The following is a 5,721-nucleotide window of genomic DNA, read 5'->3' as shown; positions in this document are numbered from 1 at the left end:
CGAAATGGGATTGATCCATCAGGCCAGCCTGCATTTGCCGCATTGATCTTACAGACGGGATGGCTCATCCAGTAACACCGTCCGGCAAGCCAGGGGCCTCATGTTCTTCACTTTCTCCAAGATACTCGGCTTCTTCACGGAGCCGTCCAATGCGATCGCCGTGATCTGCGTGATCGGCATTGTGCTGGTGTTTTTGCAGCGCCAGCGTGTCGGGACATTGCTGGTGACCTTTGGCATCCTGTTGTTGCTGCTGTTCGGCTATTCGCCTGCAGGCAATGTGTTGATGCTGTCGCTGACCGAGCGTTTTCCGAAATGGCAGGACGATGGCCGTGCACCCGACGGCATCATCGTGCTCGGCGGCGCCATCGATTCAGATTCGTCCGCGGCGCGCGGCTCTCTGGAGATCAATTCGGCCGGCGAGCGCGTGACGGCGATACTGGATCTGGCGCGCCGTTATCCGCAGGCGCGTATCGTCTTCACCGGCGGCGCCAGCAGCCTGATCGAAAAGTCTCTCTCGGAAGCGCCCGTCGCCGGCGAATGGCTGGAGCGTCTTGGCGTCGCGCGCGGCCGCATCACGCTTGAAACCGACTCCCGCACCACGGACGAAAATGCCGCCTTCACAGCACGCCTGGTGACGCCGAAGCCCGGCGAGCGCTGGCTGCTGGTGACGTCCGCCTGGCATATGCCGCGGGCGATCGGGGCGTTCCGCAGGGGAGGATTCGATGTCGAAGCCTATCCGGTGGACTGGCGCACGCGCGGCTGGATCGACGCCACCGAGACCTTCGATACCGCCAGCGCCGGCCTCGGCCGGAGCGACATCGCGGTTCACGAATGGGTCGGGCTGATCACCTATTGGCTCGCTGGCCGCAGCAGCGAATTGCTGCCGGTGCCGAAAAAGCCGTGATCCGTCACTCCGCCTTCGGCAGCCCCAGCCGGTACACGCCGCGGAAGTCGTTGGGATCCTCGACCGGCTTGCCCTTGCGATAGATCACAAGCCGTTCAGCCAGCGCCAGGGTGACCGCGGCGCGGCGGATCGGCATCAGCAGCGCATGCCAGTCGCCTTCGGGCTCGATCACATGGGCGATCTCCGGCGGGCTCAGCGTGCCCGCGCCGTTGCGGGTGAGCGCGTCGAGGATCGCCTCGTCGAGCGGCAAGGGCTTGGGTTTCGGGGCCAGCTTGGGGGCTGCGGATTTCGGAGGCTTCGGACTGGATTTGGACATGCACTGCCATGACCGATCGGACGGCATGACGCAAGCTGTGGCATGGCGGACATGGCGCGGGCAGGGGGGCGGCGCTATGATTGCACCGGTTGGCGTATAGAAGTCTCGTTAGGCGTATGGAACCAAAGCACCTCATCCGGGCAGCGATTGTCGTCTCGGTGGTCGGCCATCTCGGGCTGGCCGCTGGCGTCTATTTCGCCGATGCGCGGCCGATGGAGCAGCACGAGGAGAGCGTTGCCGTCGATCTGGTGACGCCGCAGCAGCTCGCCGAGGCCGAGAAGAAGGCCGAGGAGATACCGCCGGAGCCCGAGAAAAAACCGGAGAAGAAGCCGGAGCCGGAATTCCGGCTGCCTGATTTGACCAACAAGCCGACGCTGGAAGAGCAGAAGACGCAGGCCATGGCTGCCAAACCGCAGTCCTCGGCGCAGAACACCCCGCCGCAGCCGCAAAAGACATCGCCGCAGCAACCCGCGCCGTCACCGCAGCAACCGGCTGCCCAGCAACCGCCGCCGCCTCAGCAGCAAGCCCAGCAACAGCCGCAGGCGGCTCCCGCAACGCCGCCGCCTTCATCCTCGCCCGCTGCGCAGCCGCCGATGCAGCAGCAGGCTGCCCTGCAAGCGCAACCACCTGCGCCGCAGCCCGGCCCGCAGCAGGTGCCGCCGCAGCCCGAGGCCGACATCACCGTGAAATACGGCGTCATGCTGGGATTGCCCGAAGGTTTCGGCGGCGGAGCGGCGTCAGAGCAGGCCGATCTGTCGAAGCTGGATATCGCTGCCTTCCGGCGGCATCTGCGGAGCTGTTCGAAACTGCCCGCCACCGTCGCGCGCGGCGACGACGCCAAGGTCAAGCTGCGCGCGGTGTTCTCGCCGGATGGCCGGCTGGTCGCCGAGCCCTCGGTGATCGAGGTGCGGCGTCCGGCCAAGGCTGCGCTGCTGATGCAGGCGGCCAAGCAGGCGCTGGAAGCCTGCCAGCCTTATGCGATGCTGCCGGCCGACAAATACGATGAGTGGAAAGTGCTCGATCTCGATTTCACGCCGCAGGATTTCGCGGGGTAACCCTTATTTCGGCGTCGGGCGCCATGGCCTTCCAGGCATTGGAGGCGAACTGCCGGCGCCACGTCACCACAACGACGGCAGCCGTCGAGACCAGGAACACCCAGGGGCTGACGAACCAGCCGAGATAGCCGAGCGCGAAGAAGAAGGCGCGCTGCCCGCGGTTGAAATGCCGGGCCGCTGCGCCGAACATCCGCGTCGTGCGCACCACATGCGCTTCGGCTTCCGGCGTGTCGCGCTTCGAGGCCAGCGGCATCGCGCCGATCAGGATCGCCACGTAGTTGAACAGCCGGTACGACCAGGCAAATTTGAAGAACGCATAGACGAAGATCAAGATCAGCCCGAAGCACTTGATCTCCCACATGCCGGGCGTCGTGTTGAAGCCGAGCGGCAGGTTCTGCATCATCGGCATCACTTCGTTGGTGGCGCGCAGCAGCGCCAGCGAACCGCCGATGGCGATCAGCGTGGTCGAGGCGAACCAGGCGGTGCCGTTCTGCAGCGATGTCATGATGTGGGTGTCGACGATACGCGCGTCGCGCTCCAGCAGGCGGCGCATCCAGACCTCACGATAGGCATGCATGCGTGCCGACAGGCTGTCGCGGCCGTATTTGGTGTGCTCCAGCGTGATCGCATAGGTCGTCCACTCCAGGATGAAGAAGCCCAGCGCGAAGACGTCGACCCAGGAATAGTTGATCATGAAGCACCTGTTGTATCAGCGGGCACTTCTGCCACGCATGCCGTGATGCAGCAACAAGCCTGTGCGCGCCGCTTGCTTGCAGCGGCGCAAGCGTGGCAATTTACCGGTCTTCCAAGGAGTGGTTGATGTCGCTGACGCTGGTGATCGGAAACAAGAACTATTCGTCGTGGTCGATGCGGCCATGGGTTGCGCTGAAGGCTGCCGGCATCCCGTTCGAGGAAGTCTTCATCCCGCTTTATACCGACGCTGCCGACAAGCAGCGCATCCTCGATGTCAGCCCGTCCGGCAAGGTGCCGGCACTGGTGGATGGCGAGATCACCGTGTGGGATTCGCTGGCGATCATCGAATATGCCGCCGAGCGCTTTCCGGACGCAAGACTCTGGCCGGAGGACCGGGCCGCGCGCGCCCATGCCCGTTCGGTGTCCGCCGAGATGCATTCCGGCTTCATGCCGCTGCGCAACGAATGCGGTATGAACCTGCACCGGCCGGTGCGGGCCAAGGCGCTGTCCGACGATGCCAAGGCCAATATCAGGCGCATTCAGCAGATCTGGGCGGATTGCCGCGCGCGTTACGGCGCATATGGACCATATCTGTTCGGCGCCTTCAGCGGCGCGGACGCCATGTATGCGCCGGTGGTGCACCGGTTCCTGACCTACGACATCGATGTCACGCCGGAGGCGCGCGCGTATATGGATACGATGCAGGCGCTGCCGGCGTTCCGGCTATGGACCGAGGAGGGCCTCGCCGAAACCATCGTCATCCCGCGCTTCGAGGACGACTGACGTTTCGAGCGAAGTGGATACCTGTTCGCGTCAGGAAAACGCGTCAAAATGAGAAGATAGGGCCGCCGCGATTTCGTCATGGACTTGGGCATTGCCATAACAACCGCATATTGCGGGTTCATGGCAGCCGGACTTTATTCGGAAGCAAGACCTTCTTCGGAAACATGACTTTCTTCGGAAAACTGGCTTCCAGACGCGTGGGGACGACAAGATGAACGGGATATGGGCAAATTCGCTCGATCAAATCTGGCGCGCGCCGACGCTTCCCATGTGGCTGGCGCTGGCTGCCTCCGTCTTCTTCGCCCTGATCGTGCTGGCGACGCTGCTGCGCGCCGAGAAGTCCGTCGCCAATGGTGCGCTGACCGTGATCACGCTGCTGGCGATCGGCGTGGCCGCTGCAGCGACGCTGCGCAAATCCGAAACCGTAGGGCAGGAGGCATCGGCCGCCGTCGTTGCGGTGCCCCAGGTGAATGCGTCATTGCCGGCGCTGTCCTGCCTCGACGAGCTCGCCGGCGATATGGTGCTCGCGGGCTGCGAGAAGGTGCTGTTTGGCTCCGCGGATTCGGTAGCGGCTGCCGTATCGGCCTCGGCTGCGCAGATCAATCATTTGACCTCCTATGGCGATGTCGCCACAGCGAACAAATCCATGACGCCTGAACTGGCAGGGCTCCGCCGCGCGATCGAGCGTGATCGGTATGGCCTCGTCGCCTATGTCCTTCAATCGCGCGATCGCTGCATGCCGGAGAGCTGCGCTGCCTATGCCGCGCTGTCCGATCACAAGCAGATTGCCTCGAATATGGAAGAGCGGACCTATGAGGGCCTCGTAACGCGCTATGCGCCTAGCTGGAATGCGCCGCCTGCGGCTGCAGCCGCTGCGACAGGCGCATTGGCCGGATTACCGGCATCGGTTCCGACCGGCAAGCCGACCACGGCTGATTTCCCGTCATCAGCCTCGATCCCGCCGATCTCGATCATGACGGATACACCTGTGCCTGCGCCGAAGACGCCGCCGGCCGCCGCCAATGCGCAGGCGCCGCGGGCCGCGACGTCAGCTCCGCCACCTGTCGCCGCGAAGAAGCAACCCGCACCGAAGGCCGCCGCTCGTCCACAGGCGCCTGCCGCCGCAGCGCCCGTGCAGCTTGCGCCGGAGGCCCCGCCGGCCGATAAGAGCGGTGGATAACGCCTTGTAAAACCGCGTTGCGGTGCCGATTTCTGACCCATGCCCCTGCATCTCATCAAGCTCGCCGTCGGCTGCGAATCCATTGCCGATTTCAAGAGCTATCTCGCTGAACGGATGCGCGCGGCCAAAGCGCGCGGCGCGCCCCAGCACCACATCCACATCACCCGCATGGTGCCGAAGCGCGATGCCGAACTGCTCGGCGGCGGCTCGCTCTACTGGGTGATCAAGGGCGAGATCGCGCTACGCGAGAAGATATTGGCGATCGAACCGTTCCGGGACAGCGACGGCATCAACCGCTGTCGGCTGGTGATGCAGCCGAAACCCGTCACCGTCGCGCCGCGTCCGCTGCGGCCGTTCCAGGGCTGGCGCTATCTTACCGACAAGGACGCCCCGCCGGATCTCGGCAAGGCCGCGGCATCCATCGAGGCGATGCCCGAGCCGATGCGGCGGGAATTGCGGGAATTGGGGCTGCTGTAGGGCAGGGCTCGCTCGTCATTCCGCCCACACACTCGTCATTCCGGGGCGTGCGTCTTGGCTGTCATTCCCCGGCACACCAATTGCTGTGCCGGGGAATGACAGCGTGAGGCACCCAAACATTTTTTCCTATTGCTATTGACAGAATCCCTATCTTGATTATTTTCCCCTCCGTCCTGCCCCACCGAGAGGGGCGATCGCGATCGTCACGATTGCGGGGCGGGAGGCGGTGGACGCCGGAGATGCGGCGTCACGGGATGCGTGGGGACCGGCTGTCTGCGGACAGGCCGCATCGCCTGTGGTCAGGATACCACTG

The 5,721-nt window shown here is 64.4% G+C and carries 7 protein-coding genes; 5 read left to right on the top strand and 2 right to left on the bottom strand.

The window, feature by feature from the left end:
* Positions 1 to 100 precede the first annotated feature (100 nt).
* On the top strand, positions 101 to 904 hold the full coding sequence (locus ACEK02_RS30545; RefSeq protein ID WP_371425196.1) for a YdcF family protein: 804 nt from the start codon (positions 101 to 103) through the stop codon (positions 902 to 904).
* Positions 905 to 908: 4 nt separating this feature from the next.
* On the opposite strand, the gene ACEK02_RS30540 is transcribed toward ACEK02_RS30545, so the two are convergent.
* Entirely contained in the window at positions 909 to 1,220 is a 312-nt protein-coding gene (locus ACEK02_RS30540) for a DUF3253 domain-containing protein (RefSeq protein ID WP_371425194.1), read from the bottom strand.
* 116 nt (positions 1,221 to 1,336) lie between these two features.
* Between ACEK02_RS30540 and ACEK02_RS30535 the strand changes: the two genes are divergently transcribed.
* Complete coding sequence (locus ACEK02_RS30535; RefSeq protein ID WP_371425192.1) at positions 1,337 to 2,275, top strand: hypothetical protein; 939 nt, start codon at positions 1,337 to 1,339, stop codon at positions 2,273 to 2,275.
* On the opposite strand, the gene ACEK02_RS30530 is transcribed toward ACEK02_RS30535, so the two are convergent.
* Positions 2,250 to 2,966 carry a DUF599 domain-containing protein gene (locus ACEK02_RS30530; RefSeq protein WP_371425478.1) on the bottom strand — a complete coding sequence of 239 codons (717 nt, stop codon included), beginning with the start codon at positions 2,964 to 2,966 and terminating at the stop codon, positions 2,250 to 2,252. The two genes, ACEK02_RS30535 and ACEK02_RS30530, sit on opposite strands and share 26 nt — an antisense overlap.
* A 128-nt stretch (positions 2,967 to 3,094) precedes the next feature.
* Between ACEK02_RS30530 and ACEK02_RS30525 the strand changes: the two genes are divergently transcribed.
* The 3 genes from ACEK02_RS30525 (at position 3,095) to ACEK02_RS30515 (ending at position 5,408) form a co-directional block, all read left to right on the top strand.
* The gene (locus tag ACEK02_RS30525) at positions 3,095 to 3,751 is read left to right on the top strand and encodes a glutathione S-transferase family protein (protein ID WP_371425191.1); all 657 of its coding nucleotides are present in this window, start codon (positions 3,095 to 3,097) and stop codon (positions 3,749 to 3,751) included.
* 211 nt (positions 3,752 to 3,962) lie between these two features.
* Positions 3,963 to 4,931 carry a hypothetical protein gene (locus ACEK02_RS30520; RefSeq protein ID WP_371425189.1) on the top strand — a complete coding sequence of 323 codons (969 nt, stop codon included), beginning with the start codon at positions 3,963 to 3,965 and terminating at the stop codon, positions 4,929 to 4,931.
* Between the two features lie 39 nt (positions 4,932 to 4,970).
* Positions 4,971 to 5,408 carry a DUF1489 family protein gene (locus ACEK02_RS30515; protein WP_371425187.1) on the top strand — a complete coding sequence of 146 codons (438 nt, stop codon included), beginning with the start codon at positions 4,971 to 4,973 and terminating at the stop codon, positions 5,406 to 5,408.
* The last annotated feature ends 313 nt before the right edge of the window (positions 5,409 to 5,721 follow it).

Origin of the sequence: Tardiphaga sp. (genome assembly GCF_041424195.1) — a bacterium.
Taxonomy (GTDB): Bacteria; Pseudomonadota; Alphaproteobacteria; order Rhizobiales; family Xanthobacteraceae; genus Tardiphaga.
This window is presented reverse-complemented; position numbering and strand designations above follow the sequence as displayed.